We start from the raw sequence: 24,439 nt of genomic DNA, 5'->3' as shown, positions 1-24,439 counted from the left end.
CGCCGCCCTCATCGGTGATCCGGGACGAGGTCGGTACGGAAGGCTCGGCGGGCACTGTGCTCAGGTTCCCGGGGAACCCGTCACGTGCCGGAGGATGTCGTCGACGACGCTGCTCAACGGCGCGGTGGCGTCGATCAGGACGCCGCTGCTCGGGATGTCCTCCCTCGTCCGGTGCAACCGTTCGATGAGCGCGCGTTCCGCCGGTCGTCCGCCCCACTCCTCGGTCGGCCGCGCGTCGAGCCGCCGCCGCAGGGTCTCCAGGTCGACGTCGAGGACGAAGACGCCGTCGAAGAGGTCGATGAACGTGGAGAAGTTCCGGGATCCGCCGCAGAAGAAGGTCAGCGGCTCGTCGTCCCGGGCGACCAGGGTCCGCACGTCCTCGATCCGCCAGATGTGGTGCTCGTGCCCGAAGCCGTCCACCGGCTCACCGGTCTCCGGGTCGCCCTGGTAGGCCAACTCCCGGTCACCGTTGACGGCGTGATGGCCGCGTCGTTGCAGTTCCTTGCAGACCGAGGTCTTGCCGGTGCCGGAGACGCCCTCGATCAGATAGTTCCGCACACCCATCGCGGCAGGATAGCGAGCGGGGCACGGCACACGGCGTCCCGCACGGGTCACCGCCGGGGCGCCACACCCTCCGGGCCGGGCTGGTCGCGGCTGTCGTAGGCGCGGCGTGAACCGCACACGTCGGCGCGGGAGCACAGGGAGCGCGAGCCGTCGGCGTCCAGGCGTACGGTGACGGCGTCGCGGGGAACGCTGTGGCCCACCACCCGGCCCTCGCCCTTGGGGGTGGAGACGCGACTGCCGACCTCGGGCGCGGACTCCTGGAATTTCGAGTACAGGGGATGTTCGTATTTGAGACAGCACATCAGCCGGCCGCAGGCGCCGGAGATGCGCAGCGGGTTGAGCGGCAGATCCTGGTCCTTGGCCATCCGGATGGTCACCGGCTCGAAGTCGTTCAGGAAGGTGGCGCAGCACAGGTCACGCCCGCAGGAGCCGATGCCGCCCTGCACCCGGGCCGAGTCGCGGGCCGACAACTGGCGCAGTTCCACCCGGCAGTGCAGGGTCGCCCCGAGGTCGCGGACCAGGGAACGGAAGTCCACCCGGTGCGGCGCGGTGAAATAGATGGTGCTGCGCTCGCCGCCGCCGTCGGCGCTGCCGAGCACGTGGTCGATCGCCACCACCTTCATCGGCAGGCCGTGCTCCCGGATCAGCCGCTTCGCCGCGACCTTCGCCTCCGCCTTGCGACGCCGCAGCGTCTCGTCCCGGCGCAGGTCCTCCTCCTGCGCCAGCCCGGCCATTCGGGGAAAGCCCTCGGTGTCGTCGCTGACCCACTGCGCGGCCCAGACGCACTCCGCCACCTCGGGCCCGTCGTCGGTGGGCACCAGCACCTTGTCGCCGACCTGCGGTCGGAAGTCACCCGGGTCGAGGTAGTAGAGACGCCCGTACCGCTGGAAGCTGACCGCGCAGAGCATGCCCATGCTCCTCACCCTACGACGCGCCGCCGGTTTTCCGTCGGGCCGAGGTGAGGGGTGATCATCCATGACTGTCGACTCGACCGATCCCGTGCCACCTACCGGTACGACGATGGCGGACCGGACGGCTGAATCCTCCGTCACGGACGGGACAAACGGGGCTCGACAGCGTTGAGTGTGGGGACAGACCTGCGGGGGGTGCAGGGAAGTCACGGCGCCGCCGCGAGGGCCTCACCGGGCACCCGCGTGCGGCGCCGTGCTGCGTGCCGACGCACCCCGCCCAGCGGCCGAGGCCGACCGACGGCCGTGCACCGGGGTGGTCCGGCGGCCCGGGCTGCTACCAGCCGACGCGGGTGGTCGACCCGCCCGGGGCGGTGCCGGGGCGGAACCGGGGCGACGCCGCGCGCATCGGGGACTCGGCCAGGCTCGGGGCCCACTGCCGCAGCAGCGTCTCCGCCCCGTCGTACGCGACGCAGAGCACGGCCAGCACCCGGGCCGCGATCTCGGCGGCGGCAGGCGTGCCCGGCGACGAGGGACCGGAGTGCGGCGACTCGCGGGTGATCGTGGTGGCCGCGACCACCGAGACCGCCTCGGCCGAGCCGATCACCTCGGCCAGGGTGCGGGCGACGGCGAGCCGGCTGCCCTCCACCCAGTCGGCGAGGGCGTCGGCGTACCCGGCGGTGGCTTCCAGCCGCCCCACCAGGCTCTCCGGGCCGTCGTCGAGGTGACGCAGCAGCATCGTCCGGGACTGCCCGTACGCGGCGGCGGCCGGCCCGGACCAGAGCAGCGGATCGGTCAGCGTGGCGCAGGCGTGGTCGTACCCGTGCACGTGCCGGCGCACCGTGTGCCCGGCACCGGCCAACGGTGCCGCCCGCAGGTCGAGGAAGCTGCGCAGGGCGTCGCCGGGCAGCACCTGCATCCGGCGCAGCAGCGGCCAGACCCGGTGGCCCTCCGGAGCCCCGGCGGCGAGCAGGGTGTCGACCCGGCGCAGCAGGTCGATCCCGGGCTCGGCGAGCCGGTCCAGAGCGTCCATCACCTCTCCCCGGCCAACCGGCGGGAGGCGGCGGAGTCGGTGTCGGTATACCGGTCGGCGGCCTGGCGCAGCGCGGTCGCCGTGGCGGTCAACTGCGCGGCGGCGGCGTGCGCCTCACGGGCCCGGTCGCCGGTGGCGTTGACCCACTGCCGGTGCAGCGCCCGCCCGATCTCACCGGGCCGCCCGGGCGCGTCCGCGCCGAACGAGACCTGCGCGGGGTCGGCGGCGGTGACCGAGCGGGACAGCGCGGTCAGCGTGGCGCTCGCCTCGTCGAGGCGTGCGGCCAGGGCCCGGAGGGTGTCCATCTCACGCCCCCGTCAGTGGCCGGTAGGCGGTGAACGTCTCGTTGTGCAGCTTCTCCCGGGCCCACTGGGCGGCGTCCGCCGCAGCGGTCACCGCGGCCCGCACCGAACCCGCGACGTCGCGCGGCTGGCGGGTGTGCAGCGGGCCGAGGAAACGCACGTCGGTGATCCGGCCACCGGCGGTCACCACCACCTCGACCAGTCCGTCCGGCGACCGGACGGTGACCTCGACCGTCGCCACGGCCTGGTCGAACTCGGCCTGGAGGGACTCGATCCGGCGGTAGCGTCGGACCGCCTCCTCGATCCACGCCTCGTCGATCTCGCCCCGCGGCATCAGCGGACTCCTCCCCAGCCGTCCTCACTGTGCGTACCGCCGCCGTCACCACGGCACACCGGACCGTACCGCACCAGAATTGGGCGTGTCGATGCCTGTGCGGATCCCGGAGCTGACCGCTCCGTCAGGACTCGGCATCCGGTGGTGCGTGGGAGTCAGCCCTTCCAGAGGGCGAGCATCATCGACTCGACCGCGATCCGGGGCTTGACGTTGGCCTCGATCGCGGACCGGCAGGCGAGCACCGCCTCCAGACGGCGCAGCGCCCCCTCCGCCTGCCACTTGCGGGCACCGGCGTCGGCCAGGTCGGTGGTGTCGGTGTGCACCGGCGCCACCGGCGCCGCCCAGGCGACGGCGAGTGCGTCCCGGTAGAAGGCGGCCAGGTCGACCAGGGCCCGGTCCAGCGCGTCCCGCTGGGCCCGGGTCGCCCGGGACTTCTGGCGCCGTTCCAGCTCCTTCAACTGGCCGGCGGAACCCCGGGCGGCGCCCGCCGCACCCCGGCCGGTGCCGCCCGCACCGAGCGCGGTCTCCAGGGCGGCACGCTCCGCCGCGTCCAGCTCGGCCACGGACGCCCCGGCCTCCGCCTCGGCCGCCTCGATCAGCGCGGACGCCGCGTCGAACGCGGCACCCACCCCGGTCAGCCGACGCGGCACCGCGAGCACCGCGTCCCGCCGCGACCGGGCCTGCGGATCGCCGGCCAGCCGCCGGGCCCGCCCCACGTGCCCCTGGGTGGCCGCCGCCGCCCACCGGGCCACGTCGGGCGCGATGCCGTCGCGGCGTACCAGCACCTCGGCGACCGCCTCGGCGGACGGCTGTCGCAGCGGTACGACCCGGCAGCGCGACCGGATGGTCACCGAGATGTCGTCCGGGTGGGTGGACGGCGCGCAGAGCAGGAAGACCGTCCGGGGCGGCGGTTCCTCCACGGCCTTGAGCAGCGCGTTGCCGGCCGCCTCGGTCAACCGGTCGGCGTCCTCGATGATCACCACCTGCCAACGCCCGCCGGACGGGGTGCTGGCCGCCCGGAGCACCAGCGCCCGCATGTCGTTGACGCCGATGGAGAGTCCCTCGGGCACCACCAGCCGCACGTCGGCGTGGGTGCCGGCGAGCGTGGTGTGGCACCCCGGGCAGGTGCCGCAGCCGGTGCCGTGAACGCACTGCAACGCGGCGGCGAAGGCGCGTGCCGCCACCGACCGCCCCGATCCCGGCGGCCCGGTGAAGATCCACGCATGGGTCATCCCCGCGCCCGGGTCGGTCCCCGGGGCCGTACCGTCGCCCTCGTCCGGGCCGTCCGGGGACACCGTCGGCTCGGTGGTGTCCGGGCCGTCGGCGGCGCGCAGCACCGCGGCGGCGGCCGACGCCGCACGCCGCAGCGTCTCCACCGCCTCGTCCTGCCCGACCAGGTCGGCGAAGGCGTCCGGCATCAACTTCGCTCCGTCGTCACCAGCTCCGATGGGGATAACTCGGGCTGGACCGAGGTGTCCGGGCCGTTCGCCGGGTCCGGGTGGTTGATGCCGCCGGGGGCACCGAGCAGCTCCTCCACCCGGCGGGCCACCCGCTCGGCGATCTCCTCGGCCGGACGGGCGCCGTCGAGCACCAGGTACCGCTTGGGGTCGGCGGCGGCCAGGTCGAGGAAGGCGTACCGGACCCGCTCGTGGAAGGTGACCGACTCGGCCTCCAGCCGGTCGGCGGCCTGGCTCCGCGCGGCCACCCGGGACAGCCCGGTCCGCGGGTCGACGTCGAGCAGCACCACCAGGTCGGGCTTGAGCCCACCGGTGGCCCAGGAGGAGAGCCAGGAGACCTCGTCGACCGGCAGGGTACGACCGGCGCCCTGGTATGCCAGGGACGAGTCGACGTACCGGTCACTGATCACCACCGCGCCCCGGACCAGGGCGGGACGGACCACGGTGGCCACGTGGTGGGCCCGGTCGGCGGCGTAGAGCAGGGCCTCGGCGCGCGGTGAGGGCGCCTCGTCGCCGGTGGTGTCCAGCACCATCGACCGGATCCGGGAGCCGACGGCGGTCGCGCCCGGTTCCCGGGTCACCACCACGTCCCGCCCGTCGCCGCGCAGCCGCTCGGCGAGCTGGGCGAGCTGGGTCGACTTGCCCGCGCCCTCGCCGCCCTCGAAGACCACGAAGAGCCCGGCCGAGACGAACGGCTCGGCCGGCATCAGCGGGCGGCCCCGGATCGACCCCCACAGGTCGGCCAGGACCGGTACGCCCTTCTTGTCGTCCATCTGCCCGAACGCGCTGATCCCGGCGAAGATCCCGGCGGCACCGGCGACGAGCAGCAGCAGCCGCGTCGAGGAGACCGAGATGCCCAGGTCGGCGATCTCGAACGTACGGGAGCCGCCGACTCCGGCGAGCAGGCTGCCCAGCGCGATGGCCAGGATCAGCACCAGCCGGGTACCGATCTGCACCACCGCGAAGACCCGGCCGCGTACCTCGTCGGCGACCTCGCCGCCGAGCAGCGTGGTGCCGGAGAGGAAGGCCATGCCGGCCCCGGCGCCGACCAGGATCGCGCCGACCAGCGCCATGGACAGGTGGAAGGCGAAGGCCAGCGTCATCACCGAGGCGCTGGCCAGCACGATGCTCATGCCGAACCAGCGCCGCCGGGACATGTCCCGGACGATCATCGGGCCGAGCCCGATGCCGAGGGCGAGGCCCACGAAGATCGCGCCGAACAGCAGGTAGAACGCGGCGTCACCGGCGCCGAGCGAGGCGGCGAAGAACCGGGCGGTACCGATCACGATGCCGCCGCCGGCGAAGGCGCCGAGGATGCCCAGGACCAGCCCGCGTACCAGCGGGGTCTGCCCGATGAACCGCCAGCCCTCGGCGAACTGGCGCAGCATGCTCTGCTCGGTGCGGTCCTGCTCGTCGGTCTGGCCCTGGCTGATCTCCTTGATGCCGAACGCCACCACCAGGGCGGTGGCGAGCCGGGAGAACGCGTTGAACCAGAGCGCGAGCTGGGCCGGTTCGGCCCAGGAGGGCATCTCGCCGCCGGTGGCCCCCCGGATGACGCCGTCGAGCGAGGAGAGCACGATCGCGGCGAAGACCGGGGTGAGGCCGTACGTGGTGATCAGGGTGAGCTGGTTGGCGGTCTCCAGCCGGGCCCGGGGGATGAGGTTCGGGACCGCGGCCTCCTTGGCCGGGATCCAGAGCAGGGTGACCGTCTCGATCAGGAACGTGGCGATCGCCGCCCAGCTCACCACCCGCGCGCCGCTGGCACCGGTGAGTGCGTACAGCGGGATGGAGGCGAACAGCACGAACCGCAGGACGTCGCAGATGACCATGGTCCAGCGGCGGTCGAACCGGTCGGCGAGCACCCCGGCGAACGGGCCGAGCAGCAGTGCGGGCAGCAGCCGGATGGCGATCACGCCACCGAACGCCGCTCCCTTGGCGGTGCTCCCCTCCACCTGCGCGGCGGCGAAGACACTGGTGGCGAGCAGGCCGAGCCAGTCGCCGAACGAGGCGGCACCGAGCACGATCCAGAGCCGACGGAACGGGCGGATGCGCAGCACCGAGCGGATCGCGCCGTAGCCGGACAGATCGGCCTGGGCGGCGGGTGGGCTCTTCGAGTCGGCGGTCTGGCCGGTGGGCCCGCCCGGTGCACTCTTCGGGTCGGCGGTCTGGCCGGCGGCACCGCCGCCGGGTAAGCCGGTCGTGTCCCGGCCGGATGTCCCGGCGGGCTGGTCCGTGGACGGCGACACGCCGGACGACTCGCCGTTGAACTGGCTTTCGATGGCCGTACCTCCACGTGCCGGCCCATCGCTGGGCACCCCCGGTGGAACACTCTAGTCCCGACGGGGACCTCTCCCGTCGCGCATCACCTGCTCGCCGAGCCTAGGACGCGGTTGCCAACCCGATCCCGGCCGGTCAGATGCGAGGGTGTTTCGCATTCACCGTTTCACAGTTAGCGTGCACACGTGGCCACCGACAGCGATAACCTGCGCCACCGGCTGGACCGGGCGACCGCGCACCTCGACCCCCCGTACGCGGTGGTGGATCTCACGGCCTTCGACGACAACGCCGCCGCGTTGACCTCGCGGGTCGCCGGCAAGCCGCTGCGGATCGCCAGCAAGTCGCTGCGCTGCCGGGACCTGATCGCCCGCGCGCTGGCCCGGCCGGGCTGGCGGTCGGTGATGGCGTTCACGCTGCCCGAGGCGATCTGGCTGGTCCGGACCGGGGTCACCGCCGACGTGCTGGTGGCGTACCCGACCGCCGACCGGGGGGCACTCGCCGAGCTGGCCGCCGATCCGGCGCTGGCGGCGGCGATCACGCTGATGGTCGACGACGCCGACCAGCTCGACTTCTATGACACGGTGACCGCCCCGGGCCACCGCCCGGAGCTGCGCGTCTGCCTCGATCTGGACGCCTCGTGGCGACTGCTGGGCGGCCGGGTGCACGTCGGGGTCCGCCGCTCACCGGTGCACACCGCCCGGGCGGCCGGCCGACTCGCCGCCACCGTCGCCCGACGAACCGGATTCCGGCTGGTCGGCCTGATGTCGTACGAGGCACAGATCGCCGGCCTGGGCGACGCCCCGCCGGGGCAGGCGGTGCTCGGCGCCGCGATCCGGGTGGCCCAGCGCGGGTCGTACCGCGAGTTGCTGGCCCGCCGGGGTGCGGCGGTGGCCGCGGTACGCGAACACGCCGACCTGGAGTTCGTCAACGGCGGCGGGACCGGCAGCGTGGCCGCCACCAGCGCCGATCCCGCGGTCACCGAGGTCACCGCGGGATCGGGCCTGTACGGGCCGACGCTGTTCGACGCGTACCGCATCTGGCGGCCCACCCCGGCGGCGTTCTTCGCCTGCGCGGTGGTCCGCCGACCGGCACCCGACCTGGCCACCGTGCTCGGCGGCGGCTGGATCGCCTCCGGTTCCGCCGCCGACAGCCGGCTGCCCCGCCCGTGGCTGCCGACCGGCCTCAAGCTGCTCGGCGCCGAGGGTGCCGGTGAGGTGCAGACCCCGCTGACCGGTACGCTGGCCGCCACCCTGCGCGTCGGGGACCGGGTCTGGTTCCGCCACGCCAAGTCCGGCGAGCTGTGCGAACGGGTGAACGAGCTGCACCTGGTCGACGGCGATCACGTGGTGGGCACCGCACCGACCTACCGGGGCGAGGGACACGCCTTCCTCTGAGCAGGCCACACCGGGACCACGGCGAGGTTCTCCGCCGCAGTCGTGGCGAGGTGTGCTCGGAGCTGCCGATCCGGCGGGCCGGGCGGGTTCCCCGCGGGCTGCGTCGCCGGGTCGGATGAGATCAGGCGGGCTGCTTGGCCGACGACTCGGCGGACTCGGCGATCTGGTCGTCGCCCGGCTTGGCGGGCTGCCCGACCGGCCGGCGGCCGGTGTCGCCCCGCGCCTCCATCTGACGGTGCAGGTACTCCCGGATCAGCGCCTTGGCCTCGGTCAGCACCCGGTCGTCACCGTCCGACGTGCGCCGGAACGCCAGCTTGATCAGGGAGTCCGCCGCCTCCACCGCGATCTCCAGGTGGAAACGCAGGTCGGGAACGTCGGCGAGCCCGAACCGCTCGGTGAGCACCCGGGCCAGTTGGTCGGCGATCACCCCGTTGTTGTCGCGCTGCTCATCGAGCAGATGCAGGTCGACCACGTCGCCGAAGTGCAAGGTACGGAAGCCGGGAACGGTGCGGTGCATCGTGATGTACTCGTCGATGCCCGCGTCGACCCCGTCCCACCAGTGTGTCAGGTCGTCCGAGGCGAAGCGTTCGTCGAGCCGCTGGAGGTAGGACTCCATCGTGCGCAGCGTGAGCGCCTGCACGATCGCCCGCTTGTCCGGAAAGAACTGGTAGACCGATCCGATCGCCACCTCGGCCCGCTCGGCGAGCAAGGTGGTGGTCAGCCCTTCGTACCCCACCTCGTCGACGAGCTCGGCGCAGGCGTCCAGCATCCGCTGGACGCGCGCGACACTACGGCCCTGCACTGGTACGCGACGCAGTGGGCCGGTCGTGGCGGCTGAAGTTGACACTCGCCACCCCCCTTCGACGGATGAACATATCTGCACGTCACGAGTTCGTGACTACCGGTACAACGAGCGGACCTCGATTGCGGTATTTACCAGGAAGAACGTTCCTGATATGAACTCGGTTCATATTCATCTTGAGGAGCACGCCATGGTCGGCACCGGACGCACCCCCACCGCCTGGTCCAACTGGGGCGGTAACCAGCACAGCGTGGCGACCGCCGTCCTGCGCCCGACATCCGCCGCCGAGGTCGCCGAGCAGGTGCGCTCCGCCACCGCCGCCGATGAACGGATCCGGCCGGTCGGCAGTGGACACTCCTTCACCCCCGTCGCGGTCGCCGACGGCCGGCGGATGGACCTGAGCCGACTAGCCGTCGACGTACGCGTGAACACCGATCGACGCCAGGTCACCGTACCGGCCGGGATGACGCTGCGGGAACTGAACTCACTGCTCGCCACGCACCACCTGGCGCTGCCGAACCTCGGCGACGTCGACGCGCAGACCGTGGCCGGCGCGATCTCCACCGGCACCCACGGCACCGGCGCCGGATACGGCGGACTGGCCACCTTCGTCGAGGCGCTGACCCTGGTCACCGGCACCGGCGAGATCCTGCACTGCTCCCCCGAGCAACACCCCGACGTGTTCGACGCGGCCCGGATCTCACTCGGCGCCCTCGGCGTCCTGGTCGAGGTCACCCTGCGCTGTGTGGACGCCTTCGTGCTGCGGGCCCACGAACGACCCGAACACCTGGACACCGTGCTCACCGGACTACCCGACCTGATCGGGCGGCACGACCACGTCGAGTTCTTCTGGTTCCCGTACACCACCCGGGTGCAGCTCAAGACCAACGACCGGACCACCGCCGACGACCGACCGCTGCCCCGCTGGCGCAGTTGGCTGGACGACGACTTCATGGCCAACAGCGTCTTCGCCGCCGCCTGCCGGCTCGGCCGCGCCGCACCGGCCCTGGCCCCACCGATCAGCGCCGTCAGCGCGCGGGTACTCAGCGAGCGGGCCTACACCGGCCGCTCCGACACGGTCTTCTGCACCCCGCGCCGGGTCCGCTTCACCGAAATGGAGTACGCACTCCCGCGCGACGCCCTCCCCGAGGCACTGGACGCGCTACGCCGGATCATCGACGGTCTGCCGTTCAAGGTGCTGTTCCCGATCGAGGTCCGCTTCACCGCCGCCGACGACATCTGGCTGTCGCACTCGTACGGCCGCGAGTCGGCGTACATCGCGGTGCACCAGTACGTCGGCATGCCGTACGAGCCGTACTTCCGGGCCTTCGAGCAGGTGGCGACCGCCCTGACCGGACGCCCGCACTGGGGCAAGCTGCACTGGCGCGGCGCCGACTCGCTGGCCGACGCCTATCCGCGCTGGTCGGAGTTCCAGCAGGTCCGCGCCCGGCTCGACCCACATCGAACCTTCACCACCCCCTACCTGGACACCCTGCTGGGCCGCCACCCCACGACCTGAACGACCCACCCACCGACCGATCCCGGCGAGCTGAGCGATCTTGGTGCGTCAACGTCCTTCCTCGGAGGGCGCTCTCGCACCAAGATCGCGACCGATCCTGACAGTTCGCGATGCTGAAGAGGTGCGATCTACACGGGACGGGACTTGGTCGATTGCGATCTCGCCGAAACCGATCCAGGACGAAAACGCCCTCGGAAGGGCACTTCCGTCCCAAGATCGAGACCCTGCGCGCCGCCCGGGGACCATGCGCGCCGCCCGGGCGCCATGCGCGTCGCCCGGGGAGCGTGCGTGCCGCCCGGGGACGGTCCGACGGCGCGCACCGTGGCCGCACACCCCCTCGCGTCCCCTCATAATCCGCACAACTTCATGGATACTGCCGCCTCAAGCCCCCTCGGAGCCAGCAGCATCCATGAAGTTGCGCGGATCTTGCCGCGCCCACGCGCAAGCGCACCGCCCACACGCTGACGCCCGCGTTGATCAAGGAGTTTTGGTCTCGGAGGGGCAGGTCTGAGGGCGCAAACTCCTTGATCAACTCCGGTGGGCTCAGCCCGTCGGGGGTGCGTCGCCCAGCACGGGGACGGTCTGTGGGGAGTGCCGCCCTGACCGGGGACGGGCCGTGGGGAGAGGGCTGGTCGTCTACCCGTGCCGCAGCCTCGTCCAGTCCAGCCCGGTCCTGCGCCTGCGCTGCGTTCGGACCGGCCAACTCTGAGCCTGTCCAGCTCTGCGCCAGCACTCGGTTAGTTCATGGCTAGCGGATCGAGGTCTGTCGCCCCCGATATAGGGCGGTGGGTAGATCTGTTGTCGTCGGAGCGACAAGAGATCTACCCACCCTCCCCGGGATCACGAGCACACCACCGAGCCGGCCCCAAGATCTCGTGGTTGTCCATACAGGTCGAGATGGAGTGGCGGCGGCAGGCAAGACAGGTGGCCGGGATGAGTAGGGCAGCGATGTCTGAAGCGGCTGGTCAGCCGTAGGTCCTACGGTCAGCCCAGCTCCTTCGACCAGCCCTCCGTCAGCGACGGACGAGGCCAGTCGCGAGACGAAGCCAGTCGCGAGACGAGGGCAGTCGCGAGACGAGGCCAGCGCGGGACGAAGTCAGTCGGCGGCTGGTGCCTTCTTGGCGGCGGTGGCCTTCTTCGGCGCCGCCTTCCTCGGTGCGGCCTTCGAGGCTGCTGCCTTCGACGCCGTCTTCGAGGCGGCGGCCTTGGTGGCGGTGGACTTCGAGGCGGTGGACTTCGAGGCAGCGGCCTTGGTGGCACCGGCCTTTGCGGGCGCCTTCTTGGCGGGTGCCTTCTTGGCGGCGGCCTTCTTCTTCGGCGCCGGACCCTTCGCCCGCTTCTCCGCGAGCATCTCGGAGGCTTCCTCCAGGGTCAGTGCCTCCGGGGTCTGGCCGCGTCGCAGCGAGGCGTTCGTCTCCCCGTCGGTGACGTACGGGCCGAACCGGCCGTCCTTGATGACCAGCGGCTTCTCGGTCAGCGGGTCGGCGCCCATCTCGCGCAGCGGCGGCGCGGCGGCCCGCCGTTGCCGGTTCTTCGGGGCGGCCAGCAGGGCCAGCGCCTCGTCCAGCGTGACGGTGAACATCTTGTCTTCCGAGTCCAGCGAACGGAACTCGTCGCCCTGCTTGACGTACGGGCCGTAGCGGCCGTTGTTGGCCACCACCTCGCCGCCGTCCGGCGCCACCCCGATCACCCGGGGCAGGCTGAGCAGCTTGAGCGCCTCGTCGAAGGTGAGCGAGTCCGGGGACTGCGAGCGCAGCAGCGAGGACTTGCGGTCGCCACTGGCCACGTACGGGCCGAAGCGGCCGGACTTGAGCAGGATCGGCTCGCCCGTCGCCGGGTCGTCGCCGAGCTTGCGCTCGCCTCCGCCGCCGAGGAACAGCTCGTGGACCTTCTCCGGGGTCAGCTCGTCCGGCGCGAGGCCCTCGGGGATCGGCGCCCGGTCGCCCGGGGCCGCGCCCTCCTCGCCCTCGGCGACCGGTGCCTGCTCCTCGCCGGGCACCCGACGCTGGAGGTACGGCCCGTACCGGCCGACCCGCACCACGACCTCACGTCCCTCGTCGTCGCTGAAGAGCGGGATCGAGTTGACGCTGCGCGCGTCGATGTCGCTGAGGTTCTCGGTGACCAGCTTCTTGAGCCCGCCGGAGCGGGCGATGTCCTGGTCGCCGGCACCGTTGGTGGTGCCGAAGTAGAACGCGGTGAGGAAGTCGACGGCCGCGTGGTCACCACCGGCGATCTCGTCCAGCTCGTTCTCCATGCTGGCCGTGAAGTCGTAGTCGATCAGGCGCGGGTAGTGCCGCTCCATCAGCCCGATCACCGCGAACGCGAGGAACGACGGGATCATCGCCTGCCCGCGCTTCACCACGTACCCGCGGTCCTGGATGGTCTGCATGATCGAGGCGTACGTGGAGGGGCGGCCGATGCCCAGCTCCTCCAGCGCCTTGACCAGCGACGCCTCGGTGTACCGGGCGGGCGGCTGGGTGTGGTGGCCCTGCGCCGCCAACTGGTCGGCGGTCAGCGGCTGGTCCTTGACCAGATTGGGCAGCCGACGCTCGGCGTCCTCGGCCTCGGCGTTCTCGTCGTCGCTGGACTCGACGTACGCGCGCAGGAAGCCCGGGTCGGTGATGGTCTTGCCGGTGGCGCCGAAGTCGGCCTCCTCGCCACCGGTGGTGGTGGCCCGGATCCGGACCGAGACGCTGGATCCGACCGCGTCGGTCATCTGCGAGGCGATGGTGCGCCGCCAGATCAGCTCGTAGAGCTTGAACTCCTCGGCCGACAGCTCCTTGGCCACCTCGCCCGGGGTGCGGAAGTTGTCCCCGGCCGGGCGGATCGCCTCGTGCGCCTCCTGCGCGTTCTTCACCTTGCCGGTGTAGCGGCGCGGCTCCGGCGGCACGCTGCGCTCGCCGTACAGCTCGACGATCTGTCGGCGGGCCGCCGTGATGGCGGTGTCCGACAGGCTCACCGAGTCGGTACGCATGTAGGTGATGTAGCCGTTCTCGTAGAGCCGCTGCGCGGTCCGCATCGTCTGCTGCGACGAGAACCGCAGCTTGCGGGCCGCCTCCTGCTGGAGCGTGGAGGTGATGAAGGGCGCGTACGGGCGGCGACGGTACGGCTTCTCCTCGACCCGGGTGACGGTGAACGGCCGCCCGTCGAGTCGGGCGGCGAGCCCCCGCGCGCCGCTCTCGTCCAGGTGCACCACGCCGGCACCGGGCTTGACCCGGCCGGTGGTGGGCTCGAAGTCCTTGCCGGTGGCGATCCGGTCACCGTTGAGCGCGACCAGGGTGGCGTTGAAGGTGCGCGGCCCCTCACCGGCGTTCGTCACGGCGAGCGTGGCCAGGATGTCCCAGTATTCAGCGGTGCGGAAGGCCATCCGCTGCCGCTCCCGCTCGACCACGATCCGGGTCGCCACGGACTGCACCCGGCCCGCCGAGAGCCTCGGCATGACCTTCTTCCACAGCACCGGGGAGACCTCGTAGCCGTAGAGGCGGTCGAGGATGCGCCGGGCCTCCTGGGCGTCGACCAGGTCGCGGTCGATCTCCCGGGGGTTGGCCACCGCCGCCTGGATCGCCGGCTTGGTGATCTCGTGGAAGACCATCCGCCGGACCGGCACCTTCGGCTTGAGCGTCTCGACCAGGTGCCAGGCGATCGCCTCGCCCTCGCGGTCCTCGTCCGTCGCCAGGAAGATCTCGTCGACCTCCTTGGCCAGCTTGGTCAGCTTGCTGATCTGCTGCTTGCGGTCGGCGGAGACGACGTAGAGGGCGTGGAAGCCGTTGTCGACGTCGACACCGAGCCGGGCCCAGGACTCGCCCTTGTACTTGGCGGGCACGTCGGCGGCGTTACGCGGCAGGTCGCGGACATGCCCGAAGCTGGCCTCCACGACGTACCCCGGGCCGAGGTAGCCCGAGATCGTCTTGGCCTTCGCCGGGGACTCGACGATGACCAGACGGGTGGTTCCAGCTTTGCTCGGCACGTCTGCTTCGACCTCTTTCCTGCTCAGGGCCGCACCAGCGCCCAGTTCCGGGCGCACTCGACCCACCGATACCCAGCGGTCCGGATGTCCAACGTAACGCGCCGTCCGTGTTTCGGGTTTCGCGGGCGGCAATTCGCTCGGGACGATCTGTGGTCGCGCCGGACGGCGTCACCGTACACCCTGAGTAGGGCATCGAACGGGTCACTGTGATCAGGGCGGCCCCTCGGTGGAGGTGCAACCCGGCCGATTCTCCCTGTGTTCCCCGACGCCCGGCTGTCTTCGATCGGACAGCCGGCGACGGATCAGTCGCGGGTCGGCCAGGCGCCGGGCGGTGCCGCGTCCGGGCGTTCGCCGACCAGCTCCGCGAGCCGCGCCGACCGGCGTCGACCGGCGATCCGGTATGCCGGTCCGCCCGCCGCCGGCGCGAGCAGTTCGCCGGTCAGTCCGACCGCGTGCAGCGCCGCGCCGACCGCCGCCCACCGATCCGGATCGGTGCCGCCGAGCTGAAGGACGAAGTCGGGCGTTTCGGCCACCCCGGCGGCGGCCAGCCAGAGCCGCAGCCGACGGCCGTCGAGCGGGAAACCGGAGGGCGGGGACTGGGTCGGGCCGCGCAGCCAGGCCGCCGCCAGCGGCACGATCGTCCGGGTGTACGCCGTCCGCACCGCGTACCGCCGGTCCCCGGCCGGCTCCCAGGTCGTCCGTACGCCCCGACGGCCCAGCTCGGTGACGAGCACGTGCACCCGCCAGGCGGCGTCCACCTCCACCGTCAGGCGGGCGGTCCCGCCCATCCGGTGCACCTCGCCCGGCCCGGCGAGCAGCCCGGCCAGGTCGGCGACGCCAGGCTCCCCGGTCTCCGCGCCGAAGAAGACCAGTTGCCGCTCGTCGGTGGCGCCCCGCTCGGGCACCGCAGGGCGTTCGACCGGCTCGCCGCGTCGGCGTGTCGCGGACCCCGCCGGGTCGGGCACCGGGAAGGTCACCGGCAGCGGTGTGGCCGCCGGTGTCTCTCCGGAACCGCTCAACGGCATTCAGGTACCTCGTCGAAGGCGCGCTTCAACTCCTCCGAGTTGAGCCGGCTGGTGTCCAGCGCGCTGGCGTCGTACTCCTGCTGGAGGGTCTCCACCGCGGTCCGGACGCCGTCGTAGAAGGCGCCGGCCTCCCCGATGCCGAGCCCGTCGATGGTGGTGCGGGCCCGGCCGTAGGCGTCCCGCATCGAGGCGAGCGCGGCCCGGAAACCGACGGAGACCTCCTCGCCCTGCTCGACCTTGGGCACCCCGGCCTGCTCCACCTTGAGCCGCGCGGTCTCACTGGCCTCCTCGGCACCGGCGAAGAGGCGAACCAGGTTCTCCTTGGCCTGCGCGGGGGTGGTCTGGGCGGTCATCTGCTCGTTGGTGCTGCTGGTCAACTTGCTGATCTCGGCCCGCCACGGGCTCAGCGCGGTGCACACCGACGCCGCCCACGCCCGAGGACTCGGACCGCTGGAGCCGCAGGCGGCGGCCAGCAGGACCAGCGTAGCCAGGACCACCGTGAGCTTTCCGGCGGTCGCCGCCCGGCAGGTACGCATGCGTTGCAGGGTACGGCTTCTCCTCGCAGTCGGCACCGGTCAGGTGTACGGGCCGTACAGGCGAGCGGTCCCCGGTCGGCGACGAACCGACCGGGGACCGCGGTGCCGACGGGCGTCAGGCCTTGATCGCCTCCGGACGCGGGTCGGCGGTGCCGGTGCCACCGGCATCGTCGCCCTCGTCCATCGCCACGCTCTGGCGCTTGCTGTACACCACCGCCCCGACGATGATCAGCGTCGCCACCAGCGCGACACCGACCCGCAGGCCGACATTGCGGTCGTCGCCGACGCTCCACGCCACCACGGCCGGCGCGATCAGCAGCGAGACCAGGTTCATCACCTTGAGCAGCGGGTTGATGGCGGGGCCGGCGGTGTCCTTGAACGGGTCGCCGACGGTGTCGCCGATGACGGTCGCCTCGTGCGCCTCGGAGCCCTTGCCGCCGTACGCGCCGTCCTCGACCATCTTCTTGCTGTTGTCCCAGGCACCGCCGGAGTTGGCCAGGAAGACCGCCATCAGCGTGCCCGCCCCGATCGCACCGGCCAGGTACGACGCCAGCGCGCCGGGCCCGAGGCCGAATCCGACCGCGATCGGCGCCAGGATCGCCAGCAGACCGGGGGTCAGCAGCTCGCGCTGCGCGTCCCGGGTGCAGATGTCGACCACCTTGCCGTACTCCGGCCGCTGGGTGCGGTCCATGATGCCGGGCAGCTCGCGGAACTGCCGACGGACCTCCATCACCACGGCACCGGCCGAGCGGGACACCGCGTTGATGGCCAGGCCGGAGAAGAGGAACACCACCGCCGCACCGATGATCAGGCCGACCAGGTTCTGCGGGTTGGCCACGTTCAGCGCGTTGAGGATCATGTCGTCGACGTCGCCCACTCCGGCGTCGGCGTACGCGCTGCGCAGTGAATCGGTGTAGGAACCGAAGAGCGCGGTCGCGGCCAGCACGGCGGTGGCGATCGCGATGCCCTTGGTGATCGCCTTGGTGGTGTTGCCGACGGCGTCCAGCTCGGTCAGCGTCCGGGCGCCGTGCTCGTCGATGTCACCGGACATCTCGGCCACGCCCTGGGCGTTGTCGGAGATCGGACCGAAGGTGTCCATCGCGACGATCACGCCGACGGTGGTGAGCAGACCGGTACCGGCCAGCGCCACCGCGAACAGCGAGAGGGTGATCGAGCCGCCGCCCAGCAGGAAGGCGCCGAACACACCGGCGGCGATGAGCAGCGCCGAGTAGACCGCCGACTCCAGGCCGACGCTGATGCCGGCGAGGATGACGGTGGCCGCGCCGGTCTGCGAGCTCTTGCCGATGTCCTGCACCGGCCGACGGTTGGTCTCGGTGAAGTAGCCGGTGAGCGCCTGGATCGCGGCGGCCAGGACGATGCCGATGACGACCGCGCCGATCACCACGCCACGCGGGCCGAACGGCGGGTCGCCGCCGTCCACGCCGAGGCTCTCCCGCCAGTTGTCGCCGAGCTGCGCGGCCCAGGTGGGCTGGAGGTAGAAGACCGTGGCGATCGCGACCAGCACCGCCGAGATCAGCGCGGAGAGGTAGAAGGCCCGGTTGATCGCGGTCAGCGCGTTACGGTCCGACGCGCGCAGCCGGGTGATGAAGACGCCGATGATGGCGACCAGCACACCGATGGTGGAGATGATCAACGGGAGCACCAGGCCGTCGGTCCCGAACGCGGCGCGGCCCAGGATGAGCGCCGCGACCAGGGTGACCGCGTACGACTCGAACAGGTCGGCGGCCATGCCGGCGCAGTCACCGACGTTGTCGCCCACGTTGTCGGCGATGGTCGCGGCGTTGCGCGGGTCGTCTTCGGGGATGCCCTGCTCGACCTTGCCGACCAGGTCCGCGCCGACGTCGGCCGCCTTGGTGAAGATGCCGCCGCCGACCCGCATGAACATGGCCAGCAGGGCGGCACCGAAGCCGAAGCCCTCCAGCACCGTCGGCGCGTCGCCCCGGAAGATCAGCACGACCAGCGCGGCACCGAAGAGGCCGAGGCCGACGGTGAGGAAGCCGACCACGCCACCGGTCCGGAAGGCGATCTTCATGGCCGCTTCCCGGCCGCCTTCGCGTTCCCGGGCGGCGGCGGCCACGCGCAGGTTGGCCCGGGTGGCCAGCCACATGCCGGCGCCACCGATGAAGGCACTGAACAGCGCGCCGACCACGAAGAAGAGGGAACGCCCGATCTTCACCGCGGTCTCGCTGCCGTCGGTGTTGTGCACCGGCAGCAGGAACAGCAGGACCACGGCGATCACCACGAAGATCGCCAGCGTCCGGAACTGCCGGATCAGGTAGGCCGAGGCGCCCTCCTGCACGGCCCCGGAGATCTCCTGCATGTTGGTGGTGCCCTTGCCGGCGGCCAACACGGTCTTCGTCAACGCGGCGGCGAAGGCGAGCGCGACCAACGCGATCACCGCGGCGATGACGACGTACGTGACATTGGCTCCGGTTAGGGAGATCCCGCCGCCCTCGGCGGCCAAGGTGTCGGACATCTGTGTCCTCCTGTGCCGAACAACGCACCGGCCGATGGAGACGCACCGGCCGGTGCCTGTATGCGAATTCGCAAGTGCGCGCCACCCACCCGGCGGAAACCGGCGACGGACGCCCATCTGCGCTGGCTGCCCGGTGGATCACTTGCTGACAACCCGGGTACTGTAGCCCTCCGCAGTGTTCGAGGTCACACCGAGGTGGCACCATCGGCCGATGATCTTCGTCGCTGTGTTATGAAACGAAATCTGATATAGGAACGGGTCCATGCGAACGGGCTCGCATTCCCAGCCCAGGGAATACGAGCCCGATGATTCGACGACACCGCGCCACGAATGCCGCATTCCGCGGCGCTGATCTGATGCGCGGGCGCCGACGGCGCCGACCGGTCAGCGACCGACCGGCCAGACCATCCGCACCTCGGTGCCGACGCCCTCGTCGACCGGCCGCACCTGAAGGTCCTCGACGAAACCGGCGAGCAGGGCGAATCCGACACCGGTGGTGAGGTCGTCCTCGTCCAGGGACTCGTTGGCCAACTGGTCGGCGTCGAGCGCGGTGAGACCGATGCTCGCCTCGATCGGCGCCCGGTCCACCACCCGCACCGCGTACGACCCGGAGTCGGACATCTCGACCAGCACCGGATCGGGCACGCCGTACTGGCGGTGCAGGGCGACCGCGCGGGTGCACGCCTCGCCGATGGCCAGGCGCACCTCGTCGAGCAGGTCCTCGCGGACACCGGCCCGTCGGGCCACCGCCACGCCGACCAGGCGGGCGGTGCGGACGTGCACCGGCGCCGGGGAGAAGGAGAGCCGGACCGTCGCCATCACGCGCCGGTACCGGTCGCCGCTTCGACCGTGGGATGCAGCGGGAATACCTGGTCCAGCGCGGTGATCCGGAAGATCTTGAGCAGCGGCTCCTTGTCGCAGACCAGCGAGAAGGTGCCGTCGGCGGTCCGCAGGCGCTTGAGCGCGCCGACCAGCACACCCAGGCCGGTGGAGTCGAGGAAGTCCACCCGGCCGAGATCGACCACCACGTGCCGGGCCCCGGAGTCGATCAACTCCAGAAGCCGCTCACGCAGTCGGGGGGCGGTATAGACATCCACCTCACCGCCGACCTCGAGCACCGTGTGCTCCCCCACGGTGCGGGTCGCCAGCGACAGCTCCATCGGTCCTCCCTTGCGCAGCCGTAAGCTCTCTGGCATCTAACCATTACCCCCGAAGGCGCCTGACGACTCACGGACCCGGTTCCGACCTGCAGACGCGACGATTTCCCATTTCCGAACACCAGTGCGAGAGTGCAGAACGTGACCCCGGCAGCTCCCGTCTCCGCCGGCAGCGGCCCGGAACGACCGCCGCCGGGCGAGCTGCTGCGCCGACTGCGCCAGCGACACGTCACCGACCCGATCACCCACGTCGAGCGGGTGCCACCCCGCTCCGGGATCGCGGTGCCGTGGCCCGCCTGGGCACCGGAGGACCTGCGTGCCGCGTACGCCCGACGTGGGGTGACGGCGCCCTGGCGGCACCAGGCCGAGGCGGCCGACCTCGCGTACGACCGGCAGCACGTCGTGGTGGCCACCGGCACCGCGTCCGGCAAGTCGCTGGCGTACCAGTTGCCTGCCCTGTCCACCCTGCTGGCCGACCCGCGCGCCACGGTGCTCTACCTGGCACCGACCAAGGCGCTCGCCGCCGACCAGTTACGCGCCGTCGCCACGCTGGAGATCGAGGGCGTACGACCGTCCTGCTACGACGGTGACACCCCGCGCGCCGAACGCGAGTGGATCCGTCGCCACTCCCGGTTCGTGCTGACCAACCCGGACATGCTGCACCACGGCATCCTGCCCGGCCACGCCCAGTGGTCGGGGTTCCTGCGCCGCCTGGCGTACGTGGTGGTCGACGAGTGCCACGTCTACCGGGGCGTGTTCGGCTCGCACGTGGCCCACGTGCTGCGGCGGCTGCGGCGGCAGTGCGCCCGCTACCGCCCCGCCACGGGCGACCCCGGCCCGACCGTCGTGCTCGCCTCGGCCACCTCCGGCGACCCCGCCGACGCGGCCGGGCGACTGACCGGCCTGCCGGTGACGGCGGTCACCGAGGACACCTCACCGAGAGCCGGGGTGACCTTCGCGCTCTGGGAGCCACCCCTGCTCCCGCCCGACCCGGCCGCGATCCCCTCCCCCCGCCCGGCACCCGCCGACTCCGCTGCCGCTCCCGCTGGCCCGTCGCCCGCCGGCACACCTCCCGGCGGCCCCGCGCACGAGGCGACCGACCTCACCCAGGTGCGACGGTCGGCGTTGCGGGAGACCGCCGACCTGCTCGCCGACACCGTCGCCTCCGGCGTACGCACCCTGGCCTTCGTCCGGTCCCGCCGAGGTGCCGAGGTGGTCGCCACCAGCACCCGACGCAGCCTCGACGAGGCGGTCCCCGGGCTGGGCGACCGGGTCGCCGCGTACCGGGGCGGCTACCTGCGCGAGGAACGCCGGGAACTGGAACGCGCACTGCTGCACGGGGACCTGCTCGGGCTCGCCTCGACCAACGCACTGGAGCTGGGCGTCGACCTGATCGGCCTGGACGCGGTGCTGATCTGCGGCTACCCGGGCACCCGGGCCTCGCTGTGGCAGCAGGCCGGGCGGGCCGGGCGATCCGGCCAGGAGGCGCTCGCCGTGCTGATCGCCCGGGACGACCCGCTCGACACCTATCTGGTGCACCATCCGGAGGCGGTGTTCGGGGCACCGGTGGAGGCCACCGTGCTCGACCCGGCGAACGCGTACGTGCTCGGGCCGCAGTTGGCCTGCGCGGCGGCCGAGGCCCCGCTGACCGACGCCGACCTGGCGCTGTTCGGTGACGGCGCGAAGGACACGGTCGCGGCGCTGGTCGAGGCGGGCGCGCTGCGGCAGCGGCCGACCGGCTGGTACTGGCGGCACCGCGAGCGCCCCCAGGTGGACCTGCGCGGCGACGGCGGCGCACCGGTCTGCGTGGTGGAGGCGGCGACCGGCCGGCTGCTCGGCACCGTCGACGGCGGTTCGGCACACTTCCTGCTGCACTCCGGCGCGGTCTATCTGCACCAGGGCGTGTCGTACGTGGTCGACTCGCTCGATCTGGACGACGGGTGCGCGCTGGTGCACCCCGAGGAACCGGACTGGTCCACCCACGCGCGGGACGTCACCTCACTGTCGGTGGTGTCGGTGCGCTCGTACGTCGACGCCGGACCGGTCGGACTGTTCCTCGGCGAGGTGGACGTCACCAGCCAGGTGGTGTCGTACCAGCGGCGGCGGATCGCCACCGGCGAGGTGATCGACACCCGTCCGCTGGACCTGCCGGCGCGGGAGCTGCGTACCGTCGCGGTCTGGTTCACCCTCTCTCCCGAGTCGTTGGCGGCAGCCGGGGTGGACCCGGCCGACGTGCCGGGCGGGCTGCACGCCGCCGAACACGCCGCGATCGGGCTGCTGCCGCTGGTGGCCACCTGTGACCGGTGGGACATCGGTGGGCTGTCGACGGCGGTGCACCCGGACACCGAGGCCCCGACGGTATTCGTCTACGACGGCCACCCCGGCGGCGCGGGCTTCGCCGAGCGGGCGTACGGCATGGCGTCGTCCTGGCTGCGCGCCACCCGGGACGCGATCGCCGAATGCGGCTGCGAGCACGGTTGCCCCTCCTGCGTCCAGTCGCCGAAATGCGGCAACGGCAACAACCCGCTGTCCAAGCCGGACGCGATCAGGGTGTTGGACGTGGTGCTGGCGAACCTGCCGGTCGCTCTCAGCGGGTAGGCATGAGATCCGCTCGCTCCGGGCATTGATGGATGGGAGCGCTTCCATCGAGCGCCATGACCATCATTCCGTCGTCGCCGCCGTCACATGGAGGAGGAGCCGTGGCCGACACCATCGCCGAGACCGTCGAGCTGCTCTACACCATCGACCAGGAGAAGCTCGACATCGACCAGCAGATCGCCCTCGGTACGGCGCTCGCCACCCTGGCCCAGGCCGAACGGCTGGACCAGATCAACGAGCGACTCCGTACCATCCACCAACTCCTCACCACCTGGTCCCACCGGTCGGCTGTCGACGGTGTCCGCTGACCTGACACTCAGCGCCGGGTCGCTTGCCGAGCTGTGCGACACTCCGGCGCACCACGATCGAGGAGATTCTCATGCAGCTCGATAGCTTGCAGGCGCAGCACCAGTTCCACATCCGCCAGCGGTTACGTTTCATGGTCAACCAGTACGAGGTGCACAGCGTCGCGCCGGACGGCTCCGAGGGCGGTCTGCTGGCGTTCGCACAGCAGAAGCGGCTCGCCTTCAAGGAGCAGGTGACCATCTATGCCGACGACTCCAAGCAGCAGCCGCTGCTCGGGTTCAAGGCCCGTCAGCGCATCGACCTCGGTGCCACGTACGACGTCACCGACCACGCCGGCACCCCGATCGGGCTGTTCCGCAAGGACTTCGCGCAGTCGCTGCTCCGCTCGACGTGGCACGTCGAGCAGGCCGGCCTGCCGAACGTCGTCGGTCAGGAGCGCAGCATGCCGGTGGCGGTGCTACGCCGGTTCGCCGAGTCGCTGTCCTGGCTGCCCTACCACTTCGACTTCGTCGCCGACGGTCAGCCGGTCTTCTCGGTGGTGAAGAAGTGGGGCCTGCGTGACCGCTACGTCGTCGAGATCCAGCACCCGCAGATCGACCGACGCCTGGTGATCGCCATGGCGATCGCACTCGACGCTCTCCAGGGCCGCTGACCAAGGCGTCCCTCGGCGTCGTGTCGTCACGCGGCGTCCTCGGCTGACGGGCTCGTCGGGTGACGGGCTCGTCGGGTGACGGGCTCGTCGGATGGCTGGCTCGTCGGATGGCTGGCTCGTCGGGTGCGGGCCAGCCACCCGGCCAGCTCGCACCCGACGTGTTCCCCGTCCGCGCGGGAACCGCTCACCCGCGCATCGGGCCTGCTCGGGAGGTCGCCGTGGCGACCCGGGAGATCCCGGGCAGCGGACGCACCGACACCTCGGCGGTGACCAGCACGTCGATCCCGTCGACCTGGCATCGGACGAGCCTGGCGCCGTTGGCGTCGACGAGTTCGGCGGCTTCGGCACACGCCTGTGACTCGTCGTGCAGCGCACGGCCCGCTCCGGCGAGCGCACCGAAGTCGGCCGCGACCCGCGCCTGGTGACGCGCCACCCGCGCGGCGCCGATCCCCGCGCCGAAGATCCCACTGATCACGAAGATCAGCCCGACCGCCAGCAGGCAGACCGTCGCCCCACCTCGGTCATGCCCACCGACTCGCCGCCGAGACCGCGACGCTGCCCCGGCCGGACGGTTCGGGGGCGGGGCGGAGGTCACGGCCTCGGCTCCGGGATTCCGGGCTCGACGGCCGCCACCGCCGTGGCGACGACCACGATCGCGGGCAGGTCGGTGCCGAGGGCACGGACCGGGGCGCGCACGGTCACCCGGACCACCTCGTCGTCCACCACGACGGCCACCTCGGCACCAGGAGGTGCGTGCCGGTGGGCCGCGCTGTCACCCGGCTCGCCCCGGGAGGCGGCGAGCGCCGCCTCCCGGGCCGCGTCCAGGCAGGCCGCCCTGGCGCTGACCGCGTTGACCGCGGTCAACCCGACGAGCAGGAGCAGCAGCAGCGCCGGCAGACCGGCCGCCATCTCGGCGGTGAAGGAACCCCGGTCACGACCGGCCGGCCGGCGCCCGGTCACTTCAGGGCCCGGTCGATGACAGCGGTCAACGCGGACTGCACGCTGTCCGAGGTCAGCACCTTGAGCAGTACGCCTCCGAAGGCCACCGCGGCGAGCGTGCCGACGGCGTACTCGGCGGTGTTCATTCCGGCGTCCCCGCGAAGGCGGGCGA

General features: G+C 72.0%; 22 protein-coding genes. 5 read left to right on the top strand and 17 right to left on the bottom strand.

Annotated features, from left to right (window positions below; genetic code table 11):
• Window positions 1–60 precede the first annotated feature (60 nt).
• From ACWDVW_RS09190 to tmk, 7 genes are all read right to left on the bottom strand, one after another.
• The gene (locus tag ACWDVW_RS09190; protein WP_449946315.1) at window positions 61–564 is read right to left on the bottom strand and encodes an AAA family ATPase; all 504 of its coding nucleotides are present in this window, start codon (window positions 562–564) and stop codon (window positions 61–63) included.
• A 47-nt stretch (window positions 565–611) separates the two neighbouring features.
• Window positions 612–1,478, bottom strand: coding sequence for a PSP1 domain-containing protein (locus ACWDVW_RS09185; RefSeq protein ID WP_449946313.1), 867 nt, complete (start codon window positions 1,476–1,478; stop codon window positions 612–614).
• A gap of 331 nt (window positions 1,479–1,809) precedes the next feature.
• A complete protein-coding gene (locus ACWDVW_RS09180) occupies window positions 1,810–2,505 on the bottom strand; it encodes a hypothetical protein (RefSeq protein WP_396741068.1) in 696 nt (231 codons plus the stop codon).
• Window positions 2,505–2,810 carry a hypothetical protein gene (locus ACWDVW_RS09175; protein WP_449946311.1) on the bottom strand — a complete coding sequence of 102 codons (306 nt, stop codon included), beginning with the start codon at window positions 2,808–2,810 and terminating at the stop codon, window positions 2,505–2,507. The genes ACWDVW_RS09180 and ACWDVW_RS09175 overlap by 1 nt, the downstream gene beginning before the upstream one ends.
• A gap of 1 nt (window position 2,811) precedes the next feature.
• The gene (locus ACWDVW_RS09170) at window positions 2,812–3,141 is read right to left on the bottom strand and encodes a YbaB/EbfC family nucleoid-associated protein (protein ID WP_350700299.1); all 330 of its coding nucleotides are present in this window, start codon (window positions 3,139–3,141) and stop codon (window positions 2,812–2,814) included.
• Window positions 3,142–3,296: 155 nt separating this feature from the next.
• On the bottom strand, window positions 3,297–4,559 hold the full coding sequence (locus tag ACWDVW_RS09165) for a DNA polymerase III subunit delta' (protein WP_449946309.1): 1,263 nt from the start codon (window positions 4,557–4,559) through the stop codon (window positions 3,297–3,299).
• Entirely contained in the window at window positions 4,559–6,619 is a 2,061-nt protein-coding gene (tmk, locus tag ACWDVW_RS09160) for a dTMP kinase (RefSeq protein WP_449946536.1), read from the bottom strand. The genes ACWDVW_RS09165 and tmk overlap by 1 nt, the downstream gene beginning before the upstream one ends.
• Before the next feature lie 441 nt (window positions 6,620–7,060).
• Between tmk and ACWDVW_RS09155 the strand changes: the two genes are divergently transcribed.
• The gene (locus ACWDVW_RS09155; RefSeq protein WP_449946307.1) at window positions 7,061–8,269 is read left to right on the top strand and encodes an amino acid deaminase/aldolase; all 1,209 of its coding nucleotides are present in this window, start codon (window positions 7,061–7,063) and stop codon (window positions 8,267–8,269) included.
• A 121-nt stretch (window positions 8,270–8,390) separates the two neighbouring features.
• Here ACWDVW_RS09155 and ACWDVW_RS09150 read toward each other — a convergent pair whose 3' ends face one another.
• The gene (locus ACWDVW_RS09150; protein WP_449946534.1) at window positions 8,391–9,038 is read right to left on the bottom strand and encodes a TetR family transcriptional regulator; all 648 of its coding nucleotides are present in this window, start codon (window positions 9,036–9,038) and stop codon (window positions 8,391–8,393) included.
• Between the two features lie 223 nt (window positions 9,039–9,261).
• On the opposite strand from ACWDVW_RS09150, the gene ACWDVW_RS09145 reads away from it, so the two are divergent.
• Window positions 9,262–10,590 carry a D-arabinono-1,4-lactone oxidase gene (locus ACWDVW_RS09145; protein WP_449946306.1) on the top strand — a complete coding sequence of 443 codons (1,329 nt, stop codon included), beginning with the start codon at window positions 9,262–9,264 and terminating at the stop codon, window positions 10,588–10,590.
• Between the two features lie 1,096 nt (window positions 10,591–11,686).
• Here the strand turns inward: ACWDVW_RS09145 and topA are convergent.
• From topA to ACWDVW_RS09115, 6 genes are all read right to left on the bottom strand, one after another.
• Entirely contained in the window at window positions 11,687–14,557 is a 2,871-nt protein-coding gene (topA, locus tag ACWDVW_RS09140) for a type I DNA topoisomerase (RefSeq protein ID WP_449946304.1), read from the bottom strand.
• 302 nt (window positions 14,558–14,859) lie between these two features.
• Complete coding sequence (locus ACWDVW_RS09135) at window positions 14,860–15,582, bottom strand: hypothetical protein (protein ID WP_449946303.1); 723 nt, start codon at window positions 15,580–15,582, stop codon at window positions 14,860–14,862.
• Window positions 15,573–16,118, bottom strand: a complete 546-nt coding sequence (locus tag ACWDVW_RS09130; RefSeq protein WP_396741075.1) for a hypothetical protein — start codon at window positions 16,116–16,118, stop codon at window positions 15,573–15,575. The genes ACWDVW_RS09135 and ACWDVW_RS09130 overlap by 10 nt, the downstream gene beginning before the upstream one ends.
• A gap of 115 nt (window positions 16,119–16,233) precedes the next feature.
• Window positions 16,234–18,615, bottom strand: coding sequence for a sodium-translocating pyrophosphatase (locus ACWDVW_RS09125; protein ID WP_449946301.1), 2,382 nt, complete (start codon window positions 18,613–18,615; stop codon window positions 16,234–16,236).
• Between the two features lie 384 nt (window positions 18,616–18,999).
• Window positions 19,000–19,437 (bottom strand): ATP-binding protein, encoded by a 438-nt coding sequence (locus tag ACWDVW_RS09120; protein ID WP_449946299.1) that lies wholly within the window; start codon window positions 19,435–19,437, stop codon window positions 19,000–19,002.
• Window positions 19,434–19,775: an STAS domain-containing protein gene (locus ACWDVW_RS09115; RefSeq protein ID WP_131054046.1), complete on the bottom strand. Its 342-nt coding sequence runs from the start codon at window positions 19,773–19,775 to the stop codon at window positions 19,434–19,436. The genes ACWDVW_RS09120 and ACWDVW_RS09115 overlap by 4 nt, the downstream gene beginning before the upstream one ends.
• A gap of 138 nt (window positions 19,776–19,913) precedes the next feature.
• On the opposite strand from ACWDVW_RS09115, the gene ACWDVW_RS09110 reads away from it, so the two are divergent.
• The 3 genes from ACWDVW_RS09110 to ACWDVW_RS09100 all read left to right on the top strand — a co-directional run bounded on the left by ACWDVW_RS09110 (window position 19,914) and on the right by ACWDVW_RS09100 (window position 23,328).
• Window positions 19,914–22,370, top strand: a complete 2,457-nt coding sequence (locus ACWDVW_RS09110; RefSeq protein WP_449946297.1) for a DEAD/DEAH box helicase — start codon at window positions 19,914–19,916, stop codon at window positions 22,368–22,370.
• A 101-nt stretch (window positions 22,371–22,471) separates the two neighbouring features.
• The gene (locus ACWDVW_RS09105; protein ID WP_396741080.1) at window positions 22,472–22,678 is read left to right on the top strand and encodes a hypothetical protein; all 207 of its coding nucleotides are present in this window, start codon (window positions 22,472–22,474) and stop codon (window positions 22,676–22,678) included.
• Between the two features lie 71 nt (window positions 22,679–22,749).
• The gene (locus ACWDVW_RS09100) at window positions 22,750–23,328 is read left to right on the top strand and encodes a hypothetical protein (protein ID WP_449946295.1); all 579 of its coding nucleotides are present in this window, start codon (window positions 22,750–22,752) and stop codon (window positions 23,326–23,328) included.
• 184 nt (window positions 23,329–23,512) lie between these two features.
• On the opposite strand, the gene ACWDVW_RS09095 is transcribed toward ACWDVW_RS09100, so the two are convergent.
• The 3 genes from ACWDVW_RS09095 to ACWDVW_RS09085 are packed head-to-tail and all read right to left on the bottom strand — an operon-like array spanning window position 23,513 to window position 24,413.
• Window positions 23,513–23,923, bottom strand: coding sequence for an Rv3654c family TadE-like protein (locus ACWDVW_RS09095; protein WP_449946293.1), 411 nt, complete (start codon window positions 23,921–23,923; stop codon window positions 23,513–23,515).
• On the bottom strand, window positions 23,920–24,288 hold the full coding sequence (locus ACWDVW_RS09090) for a TadE family type IV pilus minor pilin (RefSeq protein ID WP_449946291.1): 369 nt from the start codon (window positions 24,286–24,288) through the stop codon (window positions 23,920–23,922). Before ACWDVW_RS09090 ends, ACWDVW_RS09095 begins: the two co-directional genes overlap by 4 nt.
• Window positions 24,285–24,413 (bottom strand): DUF4244 domain-containing protein, encoded by a 129-nt coding sequence (locus ACWDVW_RS09085; RefSeq protein WP_155217386.1) that lies wholly within the window; start codon window positions 24,411–24,413, stop codon window positions 24,285–24,287. The genes ACWDVW_RS09090 and ACWDVW_RS09085 overlap by 4 nt, the downstream gene beginning before the upstream one ends.
• Window positions 24,414–24,439: the final 26 nt, after the last annotated feature.

The sequence above is a fragment of the Micromonospora sp. NPDC003241 genome (assembly GCF_053589795.1).
Note: the sequence above shows the minus strand (reverse complement) of the source record. Positions and strands in the feature narration are given on the sequence as shown.

What these genes read in the sequence shown, in the direction of transcription:
- ACWDVW_RS09190 (WP_449946315.1), bottom strand. Translation starts at nt 564, where the DNA reads ATGGGTGTGCGGAACTATCTGATCGAGGGCGTCTCCGGCACCGGCAAG.
- ACWDVW_RS09185 (WP_449946313.1), bottom strand. Translation starts at nt 1,478, where the DNA reads ATGGGCATGCTCTGCGCGGTCAGCTTCCAGCGGTACGGGCGTCTCTAC.
- ACWDVW_RS09180 (WP_396741068.1), bottom strand. Translation starts at nt 2,505, where the DNA reads ATGGACGCTCTGGACCGGCTCGCCGAGCCCGGGATCGACCTGCTGCGC.
- ACWDVW_RS09175 (WP_449946311.1), bottom strand. Translation starts at nt 2,810, where the DNA reads ATGGACACCCTCCGGGCCCTGGCCGCACGCCTCGACGAGGCGAGCGCC.
- ACWDVW_RS09170 (WP_350700299.1), bottom strand. Translation starts at nt 3,141, where the DNA reads ATGCCGCGGGGCGAGATCGACGAGGCGTGGATCGAGGAGGCGGTCCGA.
- ACWDVW_RS09165 (WP_449946309.1), bottom strand. Translation starts at nt 4,559, where the DNA reads ATGCCGGACGCCTTCGCCGACCTGGTCGGGCAGGACGAGGCGGTGGAG.
- ACWDVW_RS09150 (WP_449946534.1), bottom strand. Translation starts at nt 9,038, where the DNA reads ATGCTGGACGCCTGCGCCGAGCTCGTCGACGAGGTGGGGTACGAAGGG.
- ACWDVW_RS09145 (WP_449946306.1), top strand. Translation starts at nt 9,262, where the DNA reads ATGGTCGGCACCGGACGCACCCCCACCGCCTGGTCCAACTGGGGCGGT.
- ACWDVW_RS09135 (WP_449946303.1), bottom strand. Translation starts at nt 15,582, where the DNA reads ATGCCGTTGAGCGGTTCCGGAGAGACACCGGCGGCCACACCGCTGCCG.
- ACWDVW_RS09130 (WP_396741075.1), bottom strand. Translation starts at nt 16,118, where the DNA reads ATGCGTACCTGCCGGGCGGCGACCGCCGGAAAGCTCACGGTGGTCCTG.
- ACWDVW_RS09125 (WP_449946301.1), bottom strand. Translation starts at nt 18,615, where the DNA reads ATGTCCGACACCTTGGCCGCCGAGGGCGGCGGGATCTCCCTAACCGGA.
- ACWDVW_RS09115 (WP_131054046.1), bottom strand. Translation starts at nt 19,775, where the DNA reads ATGGAGCTGTCGCTGGCGACCCGCACCGTGGGGGAGCACACGGTGCTC.
- ACWDVW_RS09100 (WP_449946295.1), top strand. Translation starts at nt 22,750, where the DNA reads ATGCAGCTCGATAGCTTGCAGGCGCAGCACCAGTTCCACATCCGCCAG.
- ACWDVW_RS09085 (WP_155217386.1), bottom strand. Translation starts at nt 24,413, where the DNA reads ATGAACACCGCCGAGTACGCCGTCGGCACGCTCGCCGCGGTGGCCTTC.